This window comes from Bradyrhizobium rifense (assembly GCF_008123425.1).
GTDB classification, from domain to species: Bacteria; Pseudomonadota; Alphaproteobacteria; order Rhizobiales; family Xanthobacteraceae; genus Bradyrhizobium; species Bradyrhizobium rifense.
Genome location: NZ_VSSS01000087.1, coordinates 24665 through 48031 on the forward strand (window position 1 = coordinate 24665; position 23367 = coordinate 48031).

Below are 23367 nucleotides of genomic sequence, written 5' to 3' on the forward strand. Positions count from 1 at the left end.
CTCGTCGGGTGAGACGTTGCGCTAGATGGAGGAGCGGGCCTTGTCGAGCAGCGAGGGCTGCTGGAGCACCTCGTGCTTTTCGCCGACGCGGCGCTCCGGGCCCATATAGGCGGAGTTGGTGTTGCGGCGCCGGTCCGGGCCGAAATAGGTCTTGGTCTTGATGAAGGGCCGGGGACTGGCGACCACGTTGAGAATGCGCTGGTAGAGGCCCTTGGCCGAGATCGGCTTGGCCAGGAATTCGGTGACGCCGGCATCGCGCGCGACTGTGACGCGGCGCTTCTCGGAATGGCCGGTCAGCATGATGATCGGTGCGTAGGGGTTGCCCTTGGAGTCCGGCTGCCGGATCATCTGCGCGAGCTCGAGCCCGTCGAAGATCGGCATCGCCCAATCGGTGATGACGATGTCGGGCACGTAGTGGCTGTACATTTCCAGCGCGGTGGCGCCGTCCTCGGCCTCGTAGACCTCTCGCGCGCCGAACGAATGCAGCAGCGTCCGCAGAATGCGGCGCATGTGCGGATTGTCGTCGCAGACGAGGAAGCGCAGCTTGTTGAAGTCGATGCGAAACATGACGCCAAGGCCAAAGGGTCAACTTTCATTAACCATATCGCGCGGAGGGTTAACGAAGCGTTGCGAACGGGCGTCCGGCCTGCCCCCGGGCAGGGAGCTCAGTAGCCGAATTGCTCGCGCAGGATCCGTTCCTCCAGGCTGTGGCCGGGATCGAACAGCATGCGCATCGAGATGGTCTTGTCCGACAGGATCTCGACGCGCCGGACCCTGCGTACCTCCTCATGGTCGGCGACGGCTGCGACGGGCCTCTTGTCGTCTTCCAGCACCTCGATCACGACATAGGCGGTGTTGGGCAGCAGGGCCCCGCGCCAGCGCCGCGGCCGGAAGGCGCTGATCGGTGTCAGCGCCAGCAGCGCGGCGTTGATCGGCAGGATCGGCCCCTGGGCGGAGAGATTATAGGCGGTCGAGCCTGCCGGCGTCGCCACGATGATGCCGTCGGCGATCAGCTCGGGCATGCGCTCGCGCTCGTCGATCAGGATGCGCAGGCGCGCCGCCTGGGAGGTCTGGCGGAACAGATAGACCTCGTTGATGGCGTGATGCAGGTGGACGCGGTCATTGGTATCGGTCGCGCGCATCAGCAGTGGGTTGATCTCGGATTCATGCGCCGCCTCAAGCCGCGCGCGCAGATCGTGCGCCGAGTATTCGTTCATGAGGAAGCCGACCGTGCCGCGGTGCATGCCGTAGATCGGCTTTCCCGAGCGCATGTGCTGGTGCAGCGTCTGGAGCATCAGCCCGTCGCCGCCGAGCGCGACCACGACGTCGGCCTCGCCCGGATCGCAATTGCCGTATTGCGTGGTGAGCTGGTGGAAGGCGGCCTCTGCCTCGCTGCTCGGGCTGGCGACGAAGGCGATCCGGTCGTATCGCGATGGCTTGGTCATGGCTTCCAGGCAGGTGTCGCTGGCTTGAGAAAGAGTTCCGCCGAGGTCGTCTATACGACCTGGGCCTCTATTGTCGAGGATGCCGCCCGGCAAGGCAAACGGGTCGGTTGGGGACGGCAAAAGCCATGCAGATCGGCCCGGAAAGCCCTTCCGGGGCCCCCGATCCCCCAAACTGTCGCAATTGCCGGCTACAGCTGCGGCCAGCGACCGACGGGCAGGTCAGGGAGAACAATCATGATCATGAGCTTGCCGACGCTGCGCTACGCGGGGCTGGTGCTGGCGGTGTCTGCCTTCGCGTTCGCGGGGTTGGCGCCCGGAGACTCGGCGCGCGCGGACGATCCGCCGCAGCCGCGCAACGAGGCGGCGGCGCCCGTGGGACAGAAGGGCGGGCGCGGCGGCAATGCCGCGCAGGCCTCGCCATCGACCGCCGACCAGCATCGTCTGCCGGGCGACCAGACCACCAGGCAGACCCTCGATCTGCCGGGCCGAACCCTCAACTTTGCCGCGACCGCCGGCTCCATCCGCATATTCGACGAGAAGGGGGAGCCGCTCGCCGACATCGCCACCACGTCTTATGAGCTCGACGGTGCCGATCGCGCCACGCGCCCGGTGACGTTCCTGTTCAACGGCGGGCCCGGCGCCTCGTCGGCGTGGCTCCAGTTCGGCGCGGCCGGGCCGTGGCGGCTGCCGCTCGACGGCGAGGGGCTGTCGCCGTCGGCCTCACCCGAGGTGAAGCCCAACGCGGAGACCTGGCTCGATTTCACCGATCTCGTCTTCATCGATCCCGTCGGCACCGGCTACAGCCGTGTCATCGCGAGCGGCGAGGATGCACGCAAGCGGTTCTATTCGGTCGATGGCGACGTCAATTCGATTGCGCTCGTCATCCGCCGCTGGCTCGAGAAGCACAACCGCCTAACCTCGCCGAAATATGTCGCGGGCGAGAGCTATGGCGGCATTCGCGGGCCGAAGGTCGTGCGCCAGTTGCAGATTCAGCACGGCGTCGGCGTCAAAGGATTGATCCTGGTGTCGCCGCTGCTGGATTTCCGCGAGTTCACGGGCACGAGCCTCCTGCAATATGTCGCGACCTTGCCGAGCTACGTGGCAGTCGCGCGCGAAGCCAGAGGGCCGGTCAAGCGCGCCGATCTCGCTGACGTCGAGACCTACGCCCGCGGCGAATTTTTAGCCGATCTCGTCAAGGGCGAGGCGGACAAGGAGGCCACCAATCGCCTGGCCGACAAGGTCGCCGAGCTCACCGGCATTGATCAAGCTGTGAGCCGCAGCCTTGCCGGGCGCTTCGACGTCGGCGAATTCCGCCGCGCGCTCGACCGCAAGAACGGCATGGTGACCGGGCGTTACGACGCCTCCGTGCGCGGCCTCGATCCCTATCCGGATTCGAGCAGTTCGCGCTTCGGCGATCCCTCGGGCGATGCGCTCCAGGCGCCGCTGACGAGTGCCGCTGTCGATGTGCTCACGCGAAAACTGAACTGGCGGCCCGACGGCTCCTATGAAGTCCTCAACGGCGCCGTCGAGCGCAACTGGGACTTTGGTGGCGGCATCAACCCGCCGCAATCGCTGTCGGAGCTGCGCCAGATCCTTGCGACCGATGCGAAGCTGAACGTGCTGGTCGCGCACGGCCTGTTCGATCTCGCCACGCCCTATTTCGGCACGAAGCGGGCGCTCGATCAGCTGCCGGCCTTCGTAACGTCGCGGGTGAAGTTCGTCGTCTATCCCGGCGGCCACATGTTCTATTCGCGCGATGGCTCGCGGCAGGCGCTGCGTGGTGAGGTCGAGGGATTGATCAGGGAGTAGGGGATCGGCGAGGCATGCTTCATTGCATGGCGAGTGGATCCTATCGTTCTCCACGCCGGAACGGTTGCATCAGCGCCTGCGGGACCCGCGCACGCCGCGCCATCACAAGCAGGGCGACGATCGACATCACGTAGGGAAGCATCAGGAAAAGCTGATACGGCACAGCCTTGCCAACGATATGCTGGAGGCGGAGCTGATAGGCGTCGAAGAGTGCAAACAGCAGCGCGCCGAGAAGCGCCCGTGTCGGGCGCCATGATGCGAAGACGACGAGTGCGATGCAGACCCAGCCACGTCCCTGGACCATTGTCGGGAAGAAGCTGTTGAAGGCCGACAGGGTGAGAAACGCACCGCCCAGGCCCATGAGGGCGCTGCCGAACGCGATCGCACCGACCCTGATGGCGATCGGATCAAGCCCTTGGGCCTCGGCCGCATGCGGATTCTCTCCCACGATCCTGATGGCTAGCCCCAATGGCGTGGCGCCCAGCAGGTAACCGAGCAACAGGGCGAGCAGAATCGCGACGTAGGTGGGAGCCGTCTGGTGGAACAGCGCCTCGCCGAGAAACGGAAAGTTCGAGAGCAGCGGGATCTGGAGGACCTGGAATGGCACGATTGTCGGTGGCGAACCGGACACGGGGATCGCGAGACGGAAGATGAAATAGGCCAGGCTCGACGCGAACAGCGTGATGCCGAGGCCTGCGACATGTTGGGAGACACCGAGCGGGACGGTGAGAAGCGCATGCAGCAGACCGAACGCAGCCCCAGCGAGTGCCGCGGCGAGCAAACCGAGCCAGAGATCGCCGCCATGATAGACGGTCAGCCAGCCGACCATGGCGCCGAATGTCATGATACCCTCGATGCCGAGGTTGAGAACACCCGACCGTTCGCAGAGCAGCGCGCCGAGCGTGCCGAAGATGAGCGGCGTTGCGATGCGAAGCATGGCTGCCCAGAGGCCAGCGGATGCGAAAAGGTCCAGTGCGGCGGTCAACGGCGGATCCTGTAATTGGTCAGGACCAGCGCCACCAGCACGGCCAGCAGCGACAAGGCCACGATGACATCGGCAATGAAGCTCGGCACGCCGAGCCCGCGGCTCATCCCATCCGACCCGACGAATATTGTGGCGACGAAAATGGCCGTGACCACGACGCCGATCGGGTTCAGGCCTGCGAGCATTGCGACGATGATACCAGTGTAGCCAAAACCGGGCGACAGGTCGGTCGTGACATATCCTTTCACGCCGAGAACCTCGATCGCACCGGCAAGGCCGGCGAGGCCGCCTGAGATGCAGGCGACCTTTACGAGCAGACGATTGACCTTGATGCCGGCGAAGGTGGTCGCCGCGGGGTTGAGGCCTGCGGCGCGAGTCTCGAGGCCGAACACTGTTCGCTCCTGGACAAGCCAGATCAGGAGGGCGAGGCCGATAGCGATGAGAAATCCGATATGAAGCCTGGAGCGCGAAACGAGCTTGGGAAGAAATGCATCACCAACGATCGGTACCGACTGGGGCCAGCCGAAGGCCATGGGGTCCTTCAGCGGGCCGTCGATCATCATCGACACCGTCAAAATCGTGATGAAGTTCAACAGAAGCGTGGTGACCACTTCGTCGACTCCGAACCGCAGTCGCAGCCCGAGCGGGGCGAGCATCAATATCGCGCCGGCCGCGGCGCCCGCGACCATCAGGATCGGAATCAGTGCTGCGCCGGGCAGTTGTAGCCCATGTTGCGAGCCCAGCATCGCCGCGACAAGCGCTCCGGAATAGAACTGGCCTTCGGCACCGATATTCCACAGACGCGTCCGGAAGGCGACGGCCACCGCGAGGCCGGTGAGGATCAATGGTGTCGCCCGCGTGAGCGTTTCGGTGATCGAGGATTTTGAACCAAATGCGCTGATCAGGATGCGCCGGTAGGCCTCCAGGACCGGCGCGCCGGTCATCGCAATGAGAATGCCGGCGAGCAACAGCGCGACCAGAACGGCGCCGAACGGAGCCGCAACGGCGAGCGTCACTGGAACACTGGCGCGTCGTTCGAGCCGCATCAAGCCATCTCGCTCCAGGCGCCAGCCATCATCAGGCCGAGCCGGCGCGGTTCTGCATCCTCGATCGGGATCGACGGCGAGAGACGGCCGTTAGCGATCGCCTGGACCCGATCGGCCAGTTGCAAAATCTCGTCGAGATCCTCCGAGATGAGAAGGACCCCGGCGCCGGCGCGACGTGCGGCGAGGATTTCGGCGTGGACGGCTGCAACCGCGCCTTCGTCGAGCCCCCGTGTCGGCTGGGCCGCAACCAGAATACGCGGTGAGGTCAGAAGGTTTCGTCCGAGAATGAGCTTCTGCATATTGCCGCCTGACAGCAGGCGGATCGGTGTGTCGGGCACGCCGCCGCGGACATCGAACCGCTCGATGATGGTTTTCGCAAAGGCGCGCGCACCTGATCGGCGAACCAGGCCGAAGGCTGAAAAGCGCCGCTCGCCGATCCGCTCCAGCACGGAATTTTCCCACAGCGTCATGTCGCTGACTGTGCCATCGACATTCCGGTCCTCGGGAATGCGGGCAACACCGCATGCAACGAACGAGGCCGGCGTCGGCTCCGTAACGGTTGCTCCAAGAAGCTCGAAGCTGCCCGCGGTCGGCTTGACGAGGCCTCCGAGAAGCCGCCCGAGCGTCGACTGTCCGTTGCCCGACACGCCGATGATGCCGAGCGTCTCGCCGGCGCGCAATTCGAAGGAAATATCCGAAAGCGGCCTGAAGCCAGCGACACAGACATTTTCAGCTCGCATGACCAGCGCGCCGGGTTGTTGTGCCTCTCGGGCGGGCCGCGTGACGGGCCGCCCCACCATCAGCTCGGCAAGTTCGTTCTTGTTGGTGTTCGCCGTGATGCGTTCGGCCGTGACCTTGCCGCCGCGCAACACGACGATCCGATCGGCGGCGGCAAGAATTTCATGCAGCTTGTGCGAGATGAAAATGAGCGAAAGGCCCTTCGCAGCCATGACACGCAGCGTATCGAACAGCTTCTCGGCCTCCTGCGGCGTCAGCACGGCGGTCGGTTCGTCAAGGATCAGGATGCGGGCGTCGCGATAAAGCGCCTTGAGAATCTCCACCCGCTGTCGCTCCCCGACGGAGAGATCGCCCACCCGGGCGTCGGGGTCGATCGCAAGGCCGAAACGCCTGGCGATCTCCGTGAGCTTGACGCGCGCGCGCCGCCAGTCACCTCGAAGCCGACCGATGCTCTCTGTGCCCGCAACGATGTTTTCCAGCACGGTCAGATTTGCCGCGAGTGCAAAGTGCTGATGGACCATGCCGATACCGGCGTCGATTGCTGCACGAGGGCGCCCGGGTTGCAGCTCGCGGCCGAAAGCGACGACGCGACCTGCATCCGCTGCGTAGTGACCGAACAAAATGTTCATCAACGTCGTCTTGCCGGCGCCATTCTCCCCGAGCAAAGCCAGCAATTCACCCCGCCGCAAGTTCAGCGTGACATCGTCGTTCGCGATGAGCGAACCGAACCGCTTGGTGATCCCCTCCAGGCTGAGGACGATATCGTTCATCGCGGCAACCCGGCGATCGGCGCGGCGAAATGCCACGGCACGGCCCTTTGCAGCTGACGCGCAAGGCGCAGGAGCAAGCCATCGGCTGCGATGGGGCCGATCAATTGCACGGACAGGGGAAGGCCCCGGTCGTCAATCCCGTGTGGGATCGACAGCGCCGGTGTGCCACCCACATTTGAAATCATCGCGTAGGGAGCGAAATCCGTCATTCGCCGCCAGTGCAGGTCGACATCGCCGTGGTCCATGGGAAAGGACCCAATGAGCGGCGGCGGTCCGCTCAACATGGGTGTGATGATCACATCGACCTCATCAAACAGCCGCCAAAGAGCGTGCGCGACACGGACGGCGGTGAGCTCGGTATCCTGAAGTTCGCGTGCGGTGATGGCAAGTCCACGCTGCACGACGGCGGCGGTCAGCAACTCCACGGCGGAGACGTCGTCAAGTGTCCGTGCCAGATTGACCGAGATGATCCTGTCAAAAACCAGAGCGGCGTCGCGAGCGAGAGGATTGAGAATTTCGGGACCAATATTTCTGATCGTATGGCCGGCTCCCGCCAGCACGGACCCTGCATGACGCACGGCTTCGCGATAGCTGGGCTGGATCGGTGTGCCTTCGCTGACCTCGGAGCAGAGCCCGATACGCAGGCCGCTGGGAGGGATGTCGAGGCGATCGGCCAGCGGCTTGCCAAGGTCGGGATCGGGGTAGGGACCGGCGGCCGCTCCACTACAGCAATCGAGGGCGACCGCAGTGTCGCGGAGGGTGCGGCTGACGACGAGCTCGGAGGCGAGACCGCCGATGTGGTTTTGGAAGCTCGGTCCTCCGGGGACAGCACCACGACTCGGCTTCAGCCCGACGAGACCGCAACAGGCCGCCGGAACACGAATCGAACCGCCGGCGTCCGTGGCGTGCGCCAGTGCCACCACGCCCGCGGCCACGGCGGCCGCGGCACCTCCGGACGATCCGCCGGGCGTCCGAGACGGATCGAGAGGATGGCGCGCGATCGGTCCCAGAGCCGGCTCGCTGCTCAGCGACAGTCCGAACTCTGGAACAGTGGTAAGGCCGAACGGAACAAGTCCGGACTTACGGAAGCGCTGCGCAAGCTCGTCATCGCTGCCGGCGGGCACTGGTTTGAGCGAGCGCGAGCCACAGACGACGGGAAGGCCCTTGGCCGCCGCGCCGAGGTCCTTCATCAGGAAAGGGACGCCCCAAAAAGGACCGCCATCTTCTTGCGCGAGCGGTCCACGGCGTGCGTCGATCGCTGCGGCCTGCTGCTGACCAATGTCCTCAGCGAGGTGGCTGATTGCGCCCAACTCGCCAACGGCGCTTGCGCGCTCGAGGGCTGCTTCCAGGACTTCGCGGCTGGTCGTTCGTCCAGCACGAATGGCTGCACCGAGGGTCACACCATCCTGGGGATCGGGTGCGTCTGTCAAAATGCACATCCCCGAAGGACTGGGAGAAACGGTGCCAGTCAACTCCTCAAGAAACTAGGTTGGTTCTTTGGGGTCGACAGGAACGGTGAAGCTGCCGGATTTGATCGCGTCCCGCTTGGCTTCCATTGCGGCGATCGATTCCGGAGCGACCAGGGTCTTGCTGAACACGACGTCGTTGCCTCCCGCCTTCATAAAGCTGAAGGAGGAGTAGTCCTTGCCCGCCTTGGCGCCGGCTTTCGCGTCAGCGATTGCCGCGTCGAGAATGGGACGGAAGTACCACATCGCGTTGGCAAACACCGTGTCCGGGTAGCGTGGCGTGTAATCCAGCAGCGAACCTATCGACTTGATCTTCTTCTCCTTGGCCGCGTCGGCCGTACCGATGCGCTCGCCAAAGAGGACGTCCGCCCCGGCGTCGATTTGCGCGAGGCCGGATTCGCGCGCCTTGGGAGGATCGAAGAAAGTGCCGATGAACCCGATCAAGAATTTGGCGTCGGGCCGGATTTCCTTCACGCCCGATCGAAACGCGTTGATCAGGATGTTGACTTCCGGAATCGGGATCGCACCGACCGTGCCGAAGGTGCCGCTCTTGGAAAGAGGTGCGGCGAGCATGCCGGCGAGATAGGCCGCCTCATGGTTCCATGTGCCGAAGGTGCCGAAATTGTCTCCTGACGGCTTGCCGCTCGATCCCATCAGGAACGCGGTTTGCGGATAGTCGGCGGCCAATTGGCGCGCCTGAGCCTCGACCGCATAGGATTCCCCGACGATCAGCTTGTGGCCCTGTTCGGCATACTCACGCATGGCGCGTGGATAGTCAGTGCCAGACACGCCTTCCGAAAACACATACTCAATGACGCCGTCCTTGGCGGCGGATTGCAGCGCTTCGTGCAGTCGTGAATTCCAGGCATTTTCGACGGGCGAGGCATGGATGCCGGCGACCTTGAGTTTCTCGGCGGCAAATGCGCGCGGCGCTGCGAGCGCAAGGCCGCCTGCTGCTGAACCCGTAAGGAATTTGCGACGTGACACTGAGAACATCATCTTCAACCATCCACGACAATCGCTTGCGATCTTCAAGGAGAGTTGAAGTCGGAGGAAAATTTGTCAAGCCCACAGAATGGGCGCAATGTGCCCTGGCCGAGAGTGTTGGGTCTGCGCCCAGACGCGTAGTCGCTATCGCTTCTTCTTGTGTGGCTGATACCGTCGCGCGATCTCGCGCGCCACGACGGCCGCCGGCTTGACGTTGGCGCCGGCGATCCAGATGTCGCTGACCTTGCCGCGCTTGTCGCGGATGCGGCGCACCGGCTCGCCATGGCTGGAATAGCCGGCTGCCCAGGCGAGCTTGCCGGTGTCGCGGCCGGTGACCTCGATCTCGGCGGCATCCATGAACGGGTTGTTGAACTGCGGATTGGCGATCAGCACCCGGTTGCCCATCGGCACGAAGTCGGTCGCACCCCAGATCGTCCACCAGCGGCCGGTCCAGTCTCGCACGCGCCGGTCGGGCGCGCCGCGGGTCTTGAACACGCGCAGGATCTGCATCGCGCCGTCCATCCAGAACGGGGCCACGCCGTCGATGGAGTTGCTGAGGATGCTGATCGCGAGTTCGCATCCGGGGATGGAGCAGGTCCGGGAGATGTAGCCCTGGAAGCCGCCGCCATGGCCGAACCAGTCCCAGCCGTCGGTCTTGCCGGCGTTGACGCCGAGGCCGTAATAGCCCTCGAAACTTTGCGGGACGCGCCAATGGTTTCGCGTCATCTCGCGGCGGCTCGCGACTGACAGCACGCTTTTCCTGGCATTGGGGGCGAGCTGGGCAAAGAAACGCGCGGTGTCAGCGGCGGTGGCGACGAAGCCCGCGGCGGATGCCATCGCGTGCGCCGGATTATCGCCGGGGATGACGCAGCGCTCGCCGAGCGGCAGCTTGCGCGTATGGCCGCGCGCTAACAGCGCGCCCCTGGGAAGCGGCGTATTCGGCTCGGTCTCGCGAAGGCCTGCAGGCTCGATGATCTCGCGCTTGATCCAGCCGGAGTAGGGCTCCTTGGCCACGGCTTCGATGACGAGGCCCATCAGGCCAAAGCCGTGATTGGAATATTTGAAGCGCGTGCCGGGCTCGATCGCGGGAGGCCCCTTCAACTCGGCGAGCAGCTCCCTGGTGTTGAGATAGGGACGGCTGTCGATGAACTGACCGGAATCGGCGCCGTCGCGCGTCAGCCCGGCGCTGTGCGAGAGCACCTGCGCAATCGTGGTCTCCGCCACACGCGGATGCAGGCCGCTCACATACTGGCCAACGGGATCGTCGAGCCTGAGCTTGCGCTGCTCGCGCAGCTTCATGATGCCGGCCGAGGTAAAGCTCTTCGAGTGCGAGGCGATGCGGAAGCGGTGGCGCGGGGTGAGCTTCTCGCCGGTGTCGAGATTGGCAAGACCGAACGCCTGCTCAGCGACGACCTCGCCGCGATGGACGAAGGCGACCATGACGCCCGGCTGCGGGAAGGTGGTCTGCTGGAATTCGATCCAGGAGCCGATGTAGTCGATCGCGGATCGCAGCCACGTGTCCATTGCGCACCAATTTGCGAGGGGATCGGTTGCGGGAAGCTAGCCGAGAAAGCAGAACGGGCACAACCCGGAAGGTTGTGCCCGTTCGCGTGATGCGAAGATGCAATGTCTTTAGTAGACGAGCGTCGCGCCGGTCGGCTTGTCGAGTGCGGCAGCCAGCGAGCGATACTCGGAGCTGTCGGTGCCGGCGAGCATGGCGATCTTGTTCAGGTGATACTGTGCCTGTTCGCGGTTGCCCTGCTCGAGCTGCCAGAGGCCGAAATACTGCCAGGTGCGGACGTGGTTCGGATCGTCCTTCAGCGCGATCTCGTAATAGACCTTCGACGACTGGTAGTCGCCGAGCTTGCGATAGGAGTAGCCGATCAGGTTGGCGACGTCGGCGACGTCGTCACGCTTGAGCGACTTCAGCTGGCCGATCGCGCCGGTGTAGTCGTGATTGTCGTAGATCGTGGTGTAGGCGGTGCGATAGGCCGCGAGGAATTTCGGATCACTGACGGAAGAGCTCTTCTTCTTGCCCTTCTTGGACGAGTTGTCCGATTTCGGCGGTGTGGAGGGCTCATCGCTGCCCGCCGCATAGGCGCTGGTTAGCACCGGTGCGGCCGCCAGCGACATGGCGACGAGTCCCGGCACAACAAGCATTGAGAGTTTGCGCATTGAAGTTCTCCCGTATGGAACGTGGCGATCCTACACGATTGCTCGAATACCGGAACACCCGGTACGCAAAAACATTCCCGGCACCCCGGTCTATTCGCATTTCCTCAGATGACAAACTTGTCATCCAGATGAACGGAAGCTGCCAGCGGGCTTCAGACAGGGTTCAGTGCGCTCCCCCTAGGCTCTGACCCATGATCGAAGGGTTGGCGAGAGGGCGCCCGCCTCAAGATCCTTCCAAGAGGAGACCAACCATGTTGAAGACCATTTCCGCAGCCTTGCTCGCAGCTTCCGTCATCGCAGCCCCGGCCTTCGCCGCTGAAGCCGGCAAGACCACGGCGACTGCACCGGTGATCAAGGCGGACCAGACCAAGAGCAAGGTCTCGACCACCGCCGCCAAGCCCGACGCCGGCGTCAAGGCCGACGCCAAGACTGAGGGCAAGACGGACGGCAAGACCGCCGACATCAAGTCGACCGCCAAGCCGGATGTGAAGGTCGATGCCAAGGTCGATACCAAGACCAAGGCGATGAACGCCAACGCTGCGATCACGCCGGACGAGCACAAGACCGTGCGGACGCATCGCCATCACCACAAGCATCTGTCGGCCAAGAAGTCGCTGAAGACGCCGTCGGCCCTTACCAAGCCGGCGGTGACCACCGAGAAGCGCAGCTAACGACTGACCCCGCGCGGCGGCATCCCTGGATTGCCCTGCTGCCGCGTGCGGAGTTCAGGCCCGGCTCGCTCGTCACGCCCCGCGCGCAAGCGCGAGGCGCTGGCGGCGGGCCGGTGCAGCGTTTGCGGAAGCGAATTCCTTTTGCACAACCTTGGAGCTAGAAACATCTCCGAGTCCGATTGGCTGGAGAATGTGATCCCTTGGGGCGATTGACGAAATGCGCGGCGATCCTTGTGCTGCCTCTGGCGCTCGCGGCCTGTTTCGGCAGCGATGGTGATCGCCCATCGCTGATGGAGGGAGGCCAGGCCGGAGGGCCGCAGCCGTTTCCCGATAATTTTCGCACCGACGCACTGGCCCTGATGCGCGCCTATCTCAACAATCCGGTCGGCGTGCGCGACGCCAGCATGGCCGATCCGGTGGAGCGGGAGATCGGCGGGCGGCAGTTCTATGTCAGTTGCCTGCACTTCACGCCGCGTGAGACAGATGGCACCTACAAAGCGATGCGTGAGCGCGCCATTGTCTACGTCAACGGCCGGGCCGACCGCGTCATCGATCGCGCCAACGAGATCTGCGCTGGCGCGGTTTACGCACCCTTTCCAGAACTGGAAAAGATGACGCGGTAGCGCCAAGCCGGCCTTCATTGGGCGGTGCTAGGACAAGGTCCGCCGGAGTTGCTGGATCACATTTCGGCGAGCTTTGAACGGATCGGTTTTGCCTTGCGACAAATCGTTACGGCTGGACTTGTGCGGACGACAAAATCTGTCGGCGCAGGCCAACGTGATGGAACAAAAGCGCGATGTTACCGCTCCGTCACAGTCACGAACGATCAACGTTCCGGCATTGCCGCGAAGCAACCAAATTCACGCCACGTTGTTTCCTAAGGGTCGATTTGAAAGAACGGGGATGACCATGAAGATGATTTTGCTCGGTGCAGCAGCTCTGCTCGCGCTGGCCGCACCGGCGGCCGCAGCGGACATGCAGCCGCGCACCTACACCAAGGCTCCGGCCTACACGCCGCCGCAGGTGATCTACAACTGGACCGGCTTCTATATCGGCGGCCATGTCGGCGGTGCGTTCGCCGGCGACAGCAGCTTCCAGTCGAGCAACGCCCGCTTCCTGGGCGGCCTGCAGGGCGGCTTCGACTACCAGTTCGCGCCCAATTGGGTGGTCGGTGTCGAAGCCCAGTATTCCTGGCTGCCGACCAATAATAACGGCGCCACGTTCCCGCTGGGGACGCAGGTGACGTCGAACACCGACCAGCTCGGGTCGGTGACCGGCCGCATCGGCTACACTTGGGGCCCGGCGCTGGTCTACGCCAAGGGCGGTTACGCCTGGCGCAACGGCGGCCTCGGCGTCAACATCGCCGGCGTGCCGCAAGCCTTTACCACGACCGGCAACAGCAAGGACGGCTACACCGTCGGCGCCGGCCTCGAATACATGTTCGCGCCGAACTGGTCGGCCAAGGCCGAATACCAGTATTACAACTTCGGCAGCACGACGATCACATCCGGTCCGGCCGACGTCGTCGGCGTCCGCGGCCGGGAGGACGAGCATACCGTCAAGGTCGGTGTGAACTACCGCTTCGGCTGGGGCGGTCCGGCGGCCTCGCGCTACTGATCCGCCGCGCACGGCACGACCACAATCTGACAAAGGCCGGCTTCCCGCCGGCCTTTCGTTTGCCGGCCCCATGCCGACCTCTTGTTTGCCTTGCGTGAACCATCTGGCGCGTCATTTGCAAGCAAACAGTCTGGCGCGCGCCTTCTCACGCGTGTCACGGGGATCGGGTAAAGCAAAAATAATTTTTGCGACTTACGGAACTCGCGCTCCGGAAAGCGTTATTACTGAATTGCCGGGCTGGTGGGACAACGAACATGCGTATCTTGGCGTCGGTGGCGGTGGTCTCGTGCTTCATCGCCCTGCCGTGCTCTGCCCAAACAATCCTCAAATCCGAGCCTCTGATGTTGGCACCTTATGAGGTGGCCTTCGTGAAGGACGCCTCCTGTCCGTCGGGCAAGGTGCTGAAGGTGACGGGAGCAATCCGCGGGTTGCACCGCCGCAAGGCCTGCGTGGCGCTTGCCGGTGAGCAGGCCTCACTGGCAACCGCGACGCCCTGAGGCACTCGGCCAGCCTTCGGCCTCACGAGTTGAGCTGAAGCTCGATCCTGGATTCCCGGTCGGCCTCCGCCTTGTTCTTGGCGGGGTCCTCGCCTTGGGCGGCCTGGCACGATTTGATCTCATAATCATTGTCGAGCACCCGGCGCGGACCCTGCCGCTCGTCGTCGGTGCCGACGTCCACGACCAGGCCGCTCCGTTGCGCGAGTTTCCAGACGTCGGCCTCGCTCGGATAGGCTTTGCTGATCTGGCTGTCGTTGCAGAACAGGGCGTAGGGCATGCTTCCCGCTCCAGGAAAGCGCGTTAACGACTTCATGGCGCGAGGGGTTCCAGGTTGATCACGGGGCCGTGATCGGCAGCCGTGAGCGAGGGTCGGGCAGCCGAGCCCTGAGTCCTTAACGAGTCCTGAATCCCCAAAAAAAGAAACTTTGGGACTCGTTTGGCGGAATCAGCGGATGTTTCCGGCCATGACGACCGACCTGAAAACCTGCTGCGGGCACATGCTTCTGCCACTGACGCTGGCACTTTTCGGTGCCTGTGCAGCCAATCTCTGGCTGGTGTGGTCGTGGCTGTAAGGTCTTGGCTGTAAGGTCCTGGTCGTAGGCGGGCCGGCCCTACTTTTGGGCCGGCGGGGCGGCATCGCGGATCGCGGCGCGCAGCTTGGTCAGGGTCGCCGCGCAATACTCGTCGCGCTCGCGCTCGAACCGCTCCTGATGCTTTCTGAAACTGGCGATGCGAGCCTGCATTTCGCTGCGGAAATCGCCAGCAATCCGTGGCGGGGGGACCGGCAGCGGCGGCTGGGGCGGCGGAGCGACCGGCGGCGGCGGATCCGCTTGCAGTGGCTCGAACGCGACGGTCACCGCCCGGACGGAGACGATCTCTGCCGCCAGGACTGGCGCAGCCGCAACGGTATCCGGCTGACGGATGTCGTCCTTCTTGCCGGAAACCGATTGGACGAAGGCCAGTGTCTGCGCGATCAGCGCGTCGCGCTCCCTGATCCACTTCATGATCCACCACCCTGTTAGAGCTATTCCATCAAAGCCGGGGCGCCGAATCAAGCAGGCTGTCTGCAAGGGATTGCACATTTTTCCCGTACGCCCGACATTGGATGGATGGATTCCAGGGCCGAACAGTCGGAGGAAGCGCAGGGCCTGCGGCTCGTGCGCGCCTTTCTGTCATTGCCGCCTGAGAAGCGGGCGGAGGTGATCGCGTTCGTCGAGAATCTGGTGCGCGCCAATGCCCGGCCCGAGGAGGGTCAAGAGGCCTCTCCGACCTGATCGCAAGCTAGCGCTGGAGTGGATTGACGTTGGACACGAACGGGGCGCCGACGACCCGGACCGGCACCTCGGCTGTGGCATCGATCGGCCGGTTGTCGGCGACCTGTTTCTCCGGGCCTTGCCCGAATACCGGCTCGAACAGCGCAAGCGTGCCGGTCACGACGGCACAGCACAGCGCGACGGCGCTCAGCAGGACCGCGTTTCGGTTTTCTTCCCTGATCCGCATGGGCCGACAACGGGTGCCGCGAGCGATTGGTTCCGAGTCGCCCACGCGGCACCAGACATCCGTGAAGGCGCCCCGACCTTACGCGCCAAGCTTACGGACGAGCACCGGAACGTTATTTTTTCGTAAGGCCACCCCTGCCATTTAGTATTAAATTTTAACATTGGCAGGTTCCAATGGCGCCGCTGGGGCTGCTTCGGTCGCGTAGGCCGAAAATCATTGGAAGGCAGGGATGAGTTTTTTGAACAATTTGAAGATCGTGTTGAAGGTTGCGCTGATCGTGGCCGTCATGGGCTGTGCGATGGTCGCCATCGCCGGATTCGGTACGCGCGAACTCTCCGCGACCGTCGACGGGTTCGGCGAGCTTGTCGCCGAGCAATCGTCGGCGCTCAACCTGACGCGGGCCCAGCGCCGCGCCGAGACCTATCACGCGGCTCTCTATGCGGTCATGACCGAGACGACTGAGGCGGGCAACGCCAACCGCCTGAAGATCGCGACCCAGAACCGCGATGAAATTCGCCAATTCCTGGATGCGGCCGAGCAGGACAACCCGGCGCGCGTGACCGAGATCAGGAGCATCGGCAATCAGTTGAAAGCCGTGTTCACCAGTTGCGATCCGGTGCTTCAGGCCGGAGCTGCCGCGAACAGCACGGAGGAGAATGCCAAGGCTGCCGACCGTGCGCACAAGGAGTGCGACCCGGTGATCGACGCGGCCCTGACGCGCATTGTCCAGTTTGTGTCCGAGACGTCCCAGGCGGTTGCCAAGCGCAAGGAAGCCATCGACCGCGACGCCAAATCCGCAACATGGACTGTGATGGGCGTCAGCGCCGGTGGTCTCGTGCTGGGCATTGCGATCGCACTGTTCATCGGTCTCAAGGCGATGTCGCAGCCGATCGCTCGGCTCAAGCTCGCCATGGAGGGCCTCGCCCGCAACGATCTCAAGACCGAGGTGGCCGAGAAGGACCGCCGCGACGAGATCGGCGACATGGCCAGGACGGTCGAGGTGTTCAAGACCAACGCGCTCGAGGTCGAGCGGCTCAAGGCGGCGCAAGCGGAGACTGAGAAGCTCGCCGCCGAACAGCGCCGCCGCGACATGGTCAACCTGGCCGACGGCTTTGAGCGTGCGGTGGGCGAGATCATCGAAACCGTTGGGTCCGCATCCACCGAGCTCGAAGCATCGTCATCCACGCTGGCAACCACTGCGCAGCGCGCGCAGGAGTTGACCTCGGTCGTCGTGGTTGCCTCGGGCGAGGCCACCGGCAACGTCCAGTCGGTTGCGACCGCGACGGAGGAGCTGTCGTCCTCGGTCAACGAGATCAGCCGGCAAGTGCAGGAATCCGCGCGGATGGCGAGCGAGGCCGTCAATCAGGCCCGCACCACCACCGAACGGGTCAGCGAGCTCTCGGTCGCGGCGACGCGGATCGGCGACGTCGTCGAGCTGATCAACACCATTGCCGGCCAGACCAATCTTTTGGCGCTGAACGCGACCATCGAGGCTGCGCGTGCCGGAGAAGCCGGCCGCGGCTTTGCGGTCGTCGCCTCCGAGGTGAAGACGCTGGCGGAGCAGACCGCCAAAGCAACCGGCGAGATCAGCCAGCAGATTTCCGGCATCCAGACCGCGACGCAGGAATCCGTCAACGCGATCCGGGACATCTCCGCGACCATCGAGCGGCTGTCGGAAGTGTCCTCGACCATCGCCGCGGCCGTCGAGGAGCAGGGCGCCGCGACCCAGGAGATCGCCCGCAACGTGCAGCAGGCGGCTCATGGTACCCAGCAGGTCTCGACTAACATCACCGACGTCCAGCGCGGCGCGGCCGAGACCGGCTCGGCGTCCACGCAGGTGCTCTCGACTGCGAAGATGCTGGCGACCGACAGCACCCGGCTGAAGGACGAGGTCGGAAAATTCCTGCGGACGGTGCGCGCGGCCTGAGCTCGCGCGACGTAAGGTCCGGCGGCCTAGTGCCGCCGGCACGCCGCCGCTCCTATTGCGGCAGCAAGAACGCCGTCGCGATCACGAAAAGGAAAGCCGTCGCCACGACGGCTGCGACCGCTCCGGCGATGATCTTGGCGTTTTCTCGGCCGGTGTTGGAAGGCATGCTGCCCGCACTCTACCTCATGTTGAACTCTGATCCAATCTGTGGTCAGTAGCCGTCCCCGCGGCGCAAAGCGGCCAACTCCATTCCCGAAGGCTACGCCATGAGCGATGACGTCAGTGACGGCTGGGCCGCGTCGGCGTCTGCATGGATCGTCGAGCAGGGCGAGCACGGTGACTATGGCCGCCGCTTCGTGTTGGATGCACCGATGCGGGCGCGCGTCGAGGGGCGCGGCTTCCGCAATGCGCTCGACTTCGGCTGCGGGGAAGGGCGGTTCTGCCGCATCATGCAGCGCGCCGGCATCCGCACCACCGGCGTTGATCCGACCGAAGCGCTCCTGGCGCGGGCCCGCGAATTGGACCCGTATGGTGATTATCGGCTCGGCTGTGCCGAGACGATGAAGGTCGAAGCGGAGTTCGATCTGGTTGTCAGCTATCTCAGTCTGATCGACATGCCGGATCTCGCGGCGGCGATCGCGAAGATGGCGGCCGCGCTGCGGCCGAGCGGCACGCTGCTGATCGCCAACCTCACGAGCTTCAACACCGCAGGCCAGCCTGACGGCTGGACGCACGACGGCGAAGGCGTCGCACGCTTCTCGATTGCTCACTACATGGATGAGCGGTCGATCTGGGTGAGCTGGAACGGCATCCGGCTCCAGAACTGGCATCGTCCGCTCAGCACTTACATGACGCTGCTGCTCGATCAGGGACTTCAGTTGCGCCTGTTCGCCGAACCGGAGCCCTCAGGCGGCGATCCCGACAGAATTGCGCGTCACCGCCGCGTGCCCTTCTTCCACATCATGGAGTGGCAGAAGCCGGACTAAGCTCAGACCGCGAGCTTGGCCTGGAAGAACCGCGTGACCCGATCGATCGCATCCTGGGTCATCGGGTCGGTGTTCGAGAAATCAAAGCCGTGGGCTTTGCCTGGATAGGACACGAATTCGGTCTCGGCGCCGACCAACTTGCCGAGCGCGACCAGTTGCCGACCTTCCGCGATCGGGACATTCTTGTCCGCTTCGCCGTGCAGCGCGATCAGAGGCGGCAGGTGCTTGACCTTAGTAGCCATCGCCTGGGGCATGCCGCCATAGAGTACCGCGAGGGCTGCAATGCGGCTGTCGCGCGCGGCGGCCTCGGCGGCGATGTAGCTGCCCAGCGAGAAGCCGAGCAGGCCGATGCGTCCCGAACTGTCGGAGCGATCGAGGACGGCCGTCACCGTGGCCGCGACCGTATCGGCCCAGCCGTCGAACCGCGTCGTCTCATAGGCTTCGCGGCTCTCATGCGCGGCGGACGTCAACGCAGCCATGTCGGCCGGCGTCATGTAGCGGAGAAAATAGGTGTCGATGCCTTGTGCCGTCAGCGCGTCCGCATATCGCTCGTAAGCGCCGGCCTTGATCTCGATGCCGCGGGCGCCGTGCAGCGCGATCACAGCGGGACGCCTCTCCGATCCGGCCGCCGCAAAACGCGATACGGAGAGGCTGTCGCCGCCGGAGGTGACCTTGAACTCTTCGCCGGGAGCGCCGTGTGTGGCGATGGGCGAGAGCATGGTGGCAAGGCCGGCCAGGGCCGTCCGGCGGGTGATCATCAGCGAACTCGCTCGAGAGAGATTCCGGATTGAATCCCTCGCGCGTATAGTATGCTTGCGACGGAATCTTGACGCGAGTTTTCCCGATGATCTCCCATCGTCCCTCCGTGCTCGCCCATGAGCGGTTCGTTGCCGACCGCGAGAATTTTGCCGGCCTCGACCTCGCCGCGCGCTTCGAGCGGATCGAACGAACCAACCTGTGGGGTGCTGCGACGTCGGTCTCGGGTCTCGGCTCAGAGGATCGCGCCACCGCGGGGATCCGCGAGACGCTGCCCGCCCTGTTGCAGCGGCTCGGTGCACGTTCGCTGCTCGATGCGCCATGCGGCGATGCTGGCTGGATCGGCAGTATCAAACTCGATGTCGATTATACCGGCATCGACATCGTGCCGTCGCTGATCGCGGCCAACATGGCGCGCGTGGGGCGAGGCGAAGTACACGGGCGTTTTCTGGTCGCCGACATCACGCGCGATCCGCTGCCGGGTTGCGACGTCATCCTGTGCCGCGACTGCCTCGTGCATCTGAGCTTCCAGAACATCGCGCGCGCCGTCGCTTGCTTTCGCGCAAGCGGCGCACAATTCCTGCTGGTGACGACGTTTCCGGAGTGGGAGGACAATGGCGATTGCGAGGACGGCGACTGGCGCGCGCTCAACATGACCAAGGCGCCGTTCCACTGGCCGCCCCCGCGCGAACTGATCGATGAGCGCTGCGACGAGGGTGATGGCGGCTGGCGCGACAAGAGTATCGGGCTCTGGCGGTTCGATGACTTGCCTGAAGGCGGTGCAGAGTCTGTCTGACAGGGCACTCGGCCATCATCGCCGTGACGTGCGATGCGGCAGGACCAGTACGCCCGTCACGCGTTGTCCGACAATGCTTTCGATCGCCTTCGCGATATCGCCGCTGAATTCAGCGCTGATGACACCGGCCATGTACTCGCTCTTGGCGTAGGCGGTGATGATCCCGTCGGACAGTTCCCCGCAGTGAAACCCCTGGAAATATGTATCGTATGTCTTGGCACCGAGGACAAAATTGAGTTTGGCCTGAACGGCCAGATTTTCTTCGTCTGTCAAAATAGCCATGCGAGCTCCGATTCCGCCGGTTCGAGATACGGAGCGGGACGTGGAGGGTTGCGCATGAGGCCATGAGAAATTTGCCGGATTAGAACCTCCGGACATCGAAGCAATAGACGCAAGGAGTGTGATTGATGATCGATGCCAGATGCAGTTGTGGCGCAGTCGTAGTTTCGCTTCCGGGACCGACCAATCTGGTCGCGGCCTGTCACTGTATCGAATGCCAGCGGCGGAGCGGCGCGCCCTTTGGCGTCGGTGCGTTCTATTCGGCCGATTCCGTCACGATTTCAGGGACACCGAAGGAATATGCGCGTCCCGCCGAGAGCGGCGGCACGGTCCGCTCCTATTTTTGTCCTGACTGCGGCTCGACCGTTTATTGGAAGGCCGACAATCTGCCGGCCATGATCGGCGTCGCCGTCGGCGCAATCGCTGACCCGAATTTCGCGGCGCCAATCAAATCGGTCTTCGAGCGGTCGAAGCATGTGTGGGTGACTATCGACGGCGCGGGCGTCGAGCATCTTCAACAAGGCAGCCTGCGGAAGACGTCGAGCTGACGAACGCGCATCGAGCGTGGTGCCGGCTGAGGGGATTGAACCCCCGACCTTCGGTTTACAAAACCGCTGCTCTACCGCTGAGCTAAGCCGGCCACTTGCAAGGAACCCATCCGGGTTGCCGGCTGGCGCCGGCGCATCCGTTTATGCGCGATCGCAATACCAGACTTGTCCGGGAAGTGCCAGAACCCGCGGTGGCGTCGGCCGGCATGAAACAGGCGGCCCCTTTTTGGGGCCGCCTGAGCCATTTCGACTGAGTTTTGAGGCCTACTGGCAGAGGTGCTGCCGGCCGTCGTCACCCTTGAACCACGTGCCGGGCCTGCACACGATGCCGTTGCGGGCGGCATAGGCATCCCAATTGCCATACCAGCCGGGCCCGCTGCGGTCGTAGCTCGCATAGGAATTGCCCCAGCCCTGGAACGGCGCGGCGGCGACCGTTGCTGCGGTGCCGACGGCGGCGCCCGCCACCGCCCCTGCCGCGTCGACCGGCCAGAAGCCCGATTGTCCCTGATCATTCGGGTTCACTTGCCGATGGGCCATGTGCCGGCGGCGATAGGCGCGATCCGTGGTGGGATTGCCGGGGCTGAGATTTTGGCAAGCGGGATCCTGGAACAATCCCGAGCAGCGGGCTGCATTATCGGCTGCAGTTTGCGCGAAGGCTGGTGTGGCCAGCGTGGACGCAACGATTGCGGCCAAGCCAAGAAGCTTCAGGCTCGTCATGGCATTCTCTCCATGTTGTTGAGACCTGTGCTAAGCGCGATGTGACGCTGTCGTTCCGCGTTTTCTGGCCCGCCGGGTCACATCGACGTGAGCCCGCTCAGGATGTGCAATCCGTGCCAAGCAACCTTGTCCACTTGAGCGGTGTAACGGCTGCCTCTCCCGTTAACGCTTCACTAGCGTGCTTCGCGGCATTTGAGCGGCGCGCGATCCTTACGCGTTAGGCTTACCGGAATTTGGTCAACGCGCCTTAACCCTCTCTACGCTGCAATCCGTTAGGTTGTGATCCGGACAACCGGAATACTTCCATGCGCGCATCCGCGCTCGCGGCCTTTTTGATCGGACTGCCCGCAACGGCCTTTGCCGGTGGCGGCTTCGATATCGTCGTGCCCAGCCGTCCCGGCGTGCCCATCATCATCAACAATATCGATGCGTCCTATAGCGTCGTCGAAGGTGTCTGGGGCCTGGGAAAGAACGTCCAGGTACAGCCCACGATCTATGGCGGGCGCTACGTGGCCGAGCGGCAGCCCACCGATGTCGGCCATTATTATCCGAGCATGGGCTTGCAGCCCGGCTATGGCCGCCTCGAGATCGAGCCGCCCGCGAACCGCAAATTGCCGCAGCCGGCAGAGAGCTATCACCAGAGCTGGGGCGCGTCGTCCGCGCCGCTGCCGCCGCAAATGGATGTACCGGTCAATCCACCGCCGGTGATTCTCGCGCCTGAGATCAACGACCAGCCACGGCGCCGTCGACCACGGCCGCATGCAGAAATGCCCGGCAAGCCGCCGGGTTAAGAAACGTCCAAATCCAAAAAACGAAAATCAACAGGAGAGAGTAATGCGTCAGATGATTTCGGGACTGGTCGCGGCGGCTGCCGTGATGTTCGTGGGCGCTGCGCCCGCCATGGCCTGCGGCTTCAACCCGTGCCAGCCGGTTGCCCCGGTCTATTCCGGCTGCAACACCGGTTGCGGCGGTTATGGCTACGGCGCCGGTTATGGTTATGAGCGCCTCGCGGAGCCGACCTCGCAATATTACTACGTCAACCAGGGCCCGACCTACACCGGTCCGGGCGCCTTCGCGCCGACTCCGACCTACCAGGAAGACGCGGTCGTCGCGCCCGCCAATTATGGCTACGGCTATGGCTATCGCGCGGCTGCCTATCATCACCGCCCGTACTACCGTCCGTATCGCTACGGCTACGGCCCGCGCTACGGCTATCTGCCGCGGACGCATTACGGCTATGGCCCGCGCTATGGCTACGCCCATCGCTACGCGCCCGCGCCGTATTACGGCGGCCACCGCGTGCTGCGCCGCTATTACTGATCTCTGATCGGTTGCGCCCAATGAAGCGCCCGTCCGCGTGATGCGGACGGGCGTTTCGTTTTGTCTCCAAAACAACCCCCATGCACAGTAGCCGCGGATAGCGAAATCAAGGACTTGAAGCGCAACGGGATCGAGATGAGGGATCATCGCGCATTGCCTCGTTGATCGAGCCCGAGTTTTTCCGAAAAACAGAAATGCGCTTGACCCGTCGAGGCTGGGCAAGTTTTTTGGGAGTTGATGTAGGATTCGTCTTATGGCGAATCGCACATTCAAGACCGGCGAGAGCCGGGAGCAACCCAGTCTTCTGCCTGCGCGGATTGAGGACTATGTCG

27 protein-coding genes and 1 tRNA gene are annotated in these 23367 nt (G+C 64.0%); 12 read left to right on the top strand and 16 right to left on the bottom strand.

Features of this window, described 5'->3' with window-relative positions; translation table 11 throughout:
- Nucleotides 1–21: 21 nt before the first annotated feature.
- Nucleotides 22–567, bottom strand: a complete 546-nt coding sequence (locus FXB40_RS43485) for a response regulator (protein ID WP_148778380.1) — start codon at nt 565–567, stop codon at nt 22–24.
- A gap of 98 nt (nt 568–665) precedes the next feature.
- Nucleotides 666–1445, bottom strand: a complete 780-nt coding sequence (locus FXB40_RS43490; RefSeq protein WP_148778381.1) for an NAD kinase — start codon at nt 1443–1445, stop codon at nt 666–668.
- 234 nt (nt 1446–1679) lie between these two features.
- On the opposite strand from FXB40_RS43490, the gene FXB40_RS43495 reads away from it, so the two are divergent.
- Nucleotides 1680–3254 carry a S10 family peptidase gene (locus FXB40_RS43495; RefSeq protein ID WP_148778382.1) on the top strand — a complete coding sequence of 525 codons (1575 nt, stop codon included), beginning with the start codon at nt 1680–1682 and terminating at the stop codon, nt 3252–3254.
- 40 nt (nt 3255–3294) lie between these two features.
- On the opposite strand, the gene FXB40_RS43500 is transcribed toward FXB40_RS43495, so the two are convergent.
- The 7 genes from FXB40_RS43500 to FXB40_RS43530 form a co-directional block, all read right to left on the bottom strand.
- Nucleotides 3295–4191 carry an ABC transporter permease gene (locus FXB40_RS43500; RefSeq protein WP_430648188.1) on the bottom strand — a complete coding sequence of 299 codons (897 nt, stop codon included), beginning with the start codon at nt 4189–4191 and terminating at the stop codon, nt 3295–3297.
- A gap of 44 nt (nt 4192–4235) precedes the next feature.
- On the bottom strand, nt 4236–5285 hold the full coding sequence (locus FXB40_RS43505) for an ABC transporter permease (RefSeq protein ID WP_148778384.1): 1050 nt from the start codon (nt 5283–5285) through the stop codon (nt 4236–4238).
- A complete protein-coding gene (locus tag FXB40_RS43510; RefSeq protein ID WP_148778385.1) occupies nt 5285–6793 on the bottom strand; it encodes an ABC transporter ATP-binding protein in 1509 nt (502 codons plus the stop codon). Before FXB40_RS43510 ends, FXB40_RS43505 begins: the two co-directional genes overlap by 1 nt.
- Nucleotides 6790–8223: an amidase gene (locus tag FXB40_RS43515; RefSeq protein ID WP_246208328.1), complete on the bottom strand. Its 1434-nt coding sequence runs from the start codon at nt 8221–8223 to the stop codon at nt 6790–6792. Before FXB40_RS43515 ends, FXB40_RS43510 begins: the two co-directional genes overlap by 4 nt.
- A gap of 54 nt (nt 8224–8277) precedes the next feature.
- Nucleotides 8278–9258: a BMP family protein gene (locus tag FXB40_RS43520; protein WP_148778386.1), complete on the bottom strand. Its 981-nt coding sequence runs from the start codon at nt 9256–9258 to the stop codon at nt 8278–8280.
- 132 nt (nt 9259–9390) lie between these two features.
- A complete protein-coding gene (locus FXB40_RS43525) occupies nt 9391–10770 on the bottom strand; it encodes a serine hydrolase domain-containing protein (protein ID WP_148778387.1) in 1380 nt (459 codons plus the stop codon).
- Nucleotides 10771–10878: 108 nt separating this feature from the next.
- Entirely contained in the window at nt 10879–11421 is a 543-nt protein-coding gene (locus FXB40_RS43530; protein ID WP_148778388.1) for a tetratricopeptide repeat protein, read from the bottom strand.
- 251 nt (nt 11422–11672) lie between these two features.
- On the opposite strand from FXB40_RS43530, the gene FXB40_RS43535 reads away from it, so the two are divergent.
- From FXB40_RS43535 to FXB40_RS50255, 4 genes are all read left to right on the top strand, one after another.
- Complete coding sequence (locus FXB40_RS43535) at nt 11673–12092, top strand: His-rich protein BRANT (protein WP_148778389.1); 420 nt, start codon at nt 11673–11675, stop codon at nt 12090–12092.
- A gap of 227 nt (nt 12093–12319) precedes the next feature.
- Nucleotides 12320–12715, top strand: a complete 396-nt coding sequence (locus FXB40_RS43540; RefSeq protein WP_148778406.1) for a hypothetical protein — start codon at nt 12320–12322, stop codon at nt 12713–12715.
- A gap of 286 nt (nt 12716–13001) precedes the next feature.
- Nucleotides 13002–13709 (top strand): outer membrane protein, encoded by a 708-nt coding sequence (locus tag FXB40_RS43545; protein WP_187437537.1) that lies wholly within the window; start codon nt 13002–13004, stop codon nt 13707–13709.
- Between the two features lie 254 nt (nt 13710–13963).
- Entirely contained in the window at nt 13964–14206 is a 243-nt protein-coding gene (locus FXB40_RS50255; RefSeq protein ID WP_148778391.1) for a DUF6719 family protein, read from the top strand.
- 22 nt (nt 14207–14228) lie between these two features.
- On the opposite strand, the gene FXB40_RS43555 is transcribed toward FXB40_RS50255, so the two are convergent.
- Together FXB40_RS43555 and FXB40_RS43560 are read right to left on the bottom strand one after the other, a co-directional pair.
- Complete coding sequence (locus FXB40_RS43555; protein ID WP_148778392.1) at nt 14229–14483, bottom strand: hypothetical protein; 255 nt, start codon at nt 14481–14483, stop codon at nt 14229–14231.
- A gap of 334 nt (nt 14484–14817) precedes the next feature.
- On the bottom strand, nt 14818–15210 hold the full coding sequence (locus FXB40_RS43560) for a hypothetical protein (RefSeq protein ID WP_148778393.1): 393 nt from the start codon (nt 15208–15210) through the stop codon (nt 14818–14820).
- Between the two features lie 105 nt (nt 15211–15315).
- Here FXB40_RS43560 and FXB40_RS48510 point away from each other — a divergent pair, with 105 nt between their 5' ends.
- Nucleotides 15316–15480, top strand: coding sequence for a hypothetical protein (locus FXB40_RS48510; RefSeq protein ID WP_187437538.1), 165 nt, complete (start codon nt 15316–15318; stop codon nt 15478–15480).
- A gap of 7 nt (nt 15481–15487) precedes the next feature.
- Here the strand turns inward: FXB40_RS48510 and FXB40_RS43565 are convergent, their stop codons facing one another.
- Nucleotides 15488–15706 carry a hypothetical protein gene (locus tag FXB40_RS43565; protein WP_148778394.1) on the bottom strand — a complete coding sequence of 73 codons (219 nt, stop codon included), beginning with the start codon at nt 15704–15706 and terminating at the stop codon, nt 15488–15490.
- 229 nt (nt 15707–15935) lie between these two features.
- Here FXB40_RS43565 and FXB40_RS43570 point away from each other — a divergent pair, with 229 nt between their 5' ends.
- Both FXB40_RS43570 and FXB40_RS43575 read left to right on the top strand, forming a co-directional pair.
- Nucleotides 15936–17633 carry a methyl-accepting chemotaxis protein gene (locus tag FXB40_RS43570; RefSeq protein WP_148778395.1) on the top strand — a complete coding sequence of 566 codons (1698 nt, stop codon included), beginning with the start codon at nt 15936–15938 and terminating at the stop codon, nt 17631–17633.
- A gap of 266 nt (nt 17634–17899) precedes the next feature.
- Nucleotides 17900–18619, top strand: coding sequence for a class I SAM-dependent methyltransferase (locus FXB40_RS43575; protein WP_148778396.1), 720 nt, complete (start codon nt 17900–17902; stop codon nt 18617–18619).
- Between the two features lie 2 nt (nt 18620–18621).
- Here FXB40_RS43575 and FXB40_RS43580 read toward each other — a convergent pair whose 3' ends face one another.
- The gene (locus FXB40_RS43580; RefSeq protein WP_246208330.1) at nt 18622–19377 is read right to left on the bottom strand and encodes a dienelactone hydrolase family protein; all 756 of its coding nucleotides are present in this window, start codon (nt 19375–19377) and stop codon (nt 18622–18624) included.
- An 86-nt stretch (nt 19378–19463) separates the two neighbouring features.
- On the opposite strand from FXB40_RS43580, the gene FXB40_RS43585 reads away from it, so the two are divergent.
- Nucleotides 19464–20171, top strand: coding sequence for a class I SAM-dependent methyltransferase (locus tag FXB40_RS43585; RefSeq protein ID WP_148778397.1), 708 nt, complete (start codon nt 19464–19466; stop codon nt 20169–20171).
- 15 nt (nt 20172–20186) lie between these two features.
- Here the strand turns inward: FXB40_RS43585 and FXB40_RS43590 are convergent, their stop codons facing one another.
- Nucleotides 20187–20453 carry a hypothetical protein gene (locus tag FXB40_RS43590; protein WP_148778398.1) on the bottom strand — a complete coding sequence of 89 codons (267 nt, stop codon included), beginning with the start codon at nt 20451–20453 and terminating at the stop codon, nt 20187–20189.
- 125 nt (nt 20454–20578) lie between these two features.
- Between FXB40_RS43590 and FXB40_RS43595 the strand changes: the two genes are divergently transcribed.
- Nucleotides 20579–20998 carry a GFA family protein gene (locus FXB40_RS43595; RefSeq protein ID WP_148778399.1) on the top strand — a complete coding sequence of 140 codons (420 nt, stop codon included), beginning with the start codon at nt 20579–20581 and terminating at the stop codon, nt 20996–20998.
- A 17-nt stretch (nt 20999–21015) separates the two neighbouring features.
- On the opposite strand, the gene FXB40_RS43600 is transcribed toward FXB40_RS43595, so the two are convergent.
- Nucleotides 21016–21090: transfer RNA gene (locus tag FXB40_RS43600), tRNA-Thr, on the bottom strand.
- 172 nt (nt 21091–21262) lie between these two features.
- On the bottom strand, nt 21263–21715 hold the full coding sequence (locus tag FXB40_RS43605; RefSeq protein WP_148778400.1) for a hypothetical protein: 453 nt from the start codon (nt 21713–21715) through the stop codon (nt 21263–21265).
- Nucleotides 21716–22020: 305 nt separating this feature from the next.
- Here FXB40_RS43605 and FXB40_RS43610 point away from each other — a divergent pair, with 305 nt between their 5' ends.
- Complete coding sequence (locus FXB40_RS43610; protein ID WP_148778401.1) at nt 22021–22506, top strand: hypothetical protein; 486 nt, start codon at nt 22021–22023, stop codon at nt 22504–22506.
- Nucleotides 22507–22549: 43 nt separating this feature from the next.
- Nucleotides 22550–23035, top strand: coding sequence for a hypothetical protein (locus FXB40_RS43615; RefSeq protein WP_148778402.1), 486 nt, complete (start codon nt 22550–22552; stop codon nt 23033–23035).
- The last annotated feature ends 332 nt before the right edge of the window (nt 23036–23367 follow it).